Annotated in this window: 2 protein-coding genes; both read right to left on the bottom strand. The window is 63.2% G+C overall.

Going from position 1 to position 2027, the window contains the following annotated elements:
- Window positions 1–57 precede the first annotated feature (57 nt).
- Entirely contained in the window at window positions 58–903 is an 846-nt protein-coding gene (locus A2J03_RS07600) for a 3-hydroxybutyryl-CoA dehydrogenase (protein ID WP_269455180.1), read from the bottom strand.
- A 5-nt stretch (window positions 904–908) separates the two neighbouring features.
- Window positions 909–2027: acyl-CoA dehydrogenase (locus A2J03_RS07605; RefSeq protein ID WP_068371621.1), on the bottom strand; the 1119-nt coding region annotated here is incomplete at its 5' end.

Raw genomic sequence — 2027 nt, forward strand, 5'->3', positions numbered from 1 at the left:
CGCACGAATGGGCTACAGCAGTTCAGCTGTAGCCCATTCGTGCCTGAAAATTACAGGTCAGTACGTATAGAAACCTTTGCCGCTCTTGCGGCCGAGCATGCCCGCGTCGACCATCCGCTGCAAGAGCGGCGGCGGCGCGTAATGAGGCTCGCGGAATTCGGCGTACAGGGATTCTGCGACGGCCAGGGTGACGTCGAGTCCGACGGTGTCGGTGAGACGCAGCGGCCCCATTGGGTGAGCGCACCCGTTGACCATGCCCTCGTCGATGTCCTCGGCGCTCGCGAAGCCGGACTCGAGCATGCGGATGGCCGAGACCATGTACGGAATCAGCAACGCGTTGACGATGAATCCGGCGCGATCACCGGCGCGGATCGTCTTCTTGCCCAGAGTGTTTCCCGCGTAGTCCGTCACTGCAGCCACGGTCTCTTCGCTGGTGAGCAGGCTCACGACGATCTCGACCAACGGAAGCACCGGCACGGGGTTGAAGAAGTGGACCCCGACTACCTTGTCGGGACGCTTCGTCGCATTGGCCATCTTGATGACCGGGATCGACGAGGTGTTGGTGGCCAGGATCCCCTCGGGCTTGACGATGGAATCGAGCTTGCCGAACAGGTCCAGCTTGAGCGATTCGATCTCCGGAGCTGCTTCGACGACGAGGTCGCGGTCGGAGAAGTCGGCAATGTCGAGAGTCAAGGTGATTGCAGCGCGTGCCTTCTCGGCTGCATCGGCCTCGATGCGTCCCGACTTGACCGCGCGAGCGAACGACTTGTCGAGGCGTGCTTCGGCGGCGTCGGCCGTGGCCTGGCTGGTTTCGAGAATCAGGACGGAACTACCGGAGCGAGCACACATCTCGGCGATTCCGGCTCCCATGGTACCGCCGCCGATGACGCCTACGAGGTTGATATCGCTCATTTGAGCAGCGCCCGCGACATGACGACACGCTGAATCTGGTTGGTGCCTTCGTAGATCTGGGTGATCTTCGCGTCACGCATCATGCGCTCGACCGGGAAGTCGGTGGTGTAGCCCGCGCCGCCGAATAGCTGTACGGCATCGGTGGTGACCTCCATGGCCACATCGGAGGCGAAGCACTTCGCTGCCGCGGAGATGAACCCGAGGTTCTTCTCACCGCGCTCGGCACGAGCGGCCGAGGTGTACACCATCAGACGTGCGGCTTCGACCTTCATCGCCATGTCGGCGAGCATGAACTGGACGGCCTGGAAGCTGCTGATCGACTGCCCGAACTGCTTGCGGTCCTTGGTGTACTCGATTGCCGCGTCGAGCGCGCCCTGCGCGAGGCCGACGGCCTGAGCGCCGATGGTGGGGCGAGTGTGATCGAGGGTTTCGAGCGCAGTCTTGAACCCGGTGCCGGGCTCTCCGATGATGCGGTCGCCGGGAATCTTGCAGTTCTCGAAGTACAGCTCGGCGGTGGGCGAACCCTTGATGCCGAGCTTCTTCTCCTTCGGCCCGACGACGAATCCTTCGTCGTCCTTGTGAACGATGAACGAAGAGATGCCGTTTGCGCCCTTGTCGGGGTCGGTCACGGCCATGACGGTGTACCAGTCGGACTTGCCGCCGTTGGTGATCCAACACTTGGAGCCGTTGAGGATCCAGTCGTCACCCTCGGCCTTGGCGCGGGTACGCATGCCGGCCGCGTCGGAGCCGGCTTCACGCTCGGACAGTGCGTACGACGCCATTGCGCCGCCCGCGAGCGACGGCAGAACCTGCTGCTTGAGCTCCTCGGAACCCTTGAGGATCAGGCCCATCGTGCCAAGCTTGTTGACGGCAGGAATCAGCGAGGACGAGCCGCAGACGCGGGCAACTTCCTCGATGACGATGCAGGTAGCGACCGAGTCGGCGCCTTGGCCGTCGTATGCCTCTGGAACGTGGATGGCGTTGAAACCGGAGTTGTTGAGTGCAGAAAGCGCCTCGTCGGGGAAGCGGGCATCCTCGTCGACCGCCTTGGCGTACGGTGCGATCTCCTTCTCGGCGAGCGCGCGAATGGCCGCGCGCAGTTCGTCGTGCTCTTC

It is taken from the genome of Rhodococcus sp. EPR-157, assembly GCF_001647195.1.
GTDB lineage: Bacteria > Actinomycetota > Actinomycetes > Mycobacteriales > Mycobacteriaceae > Rhodococcoides.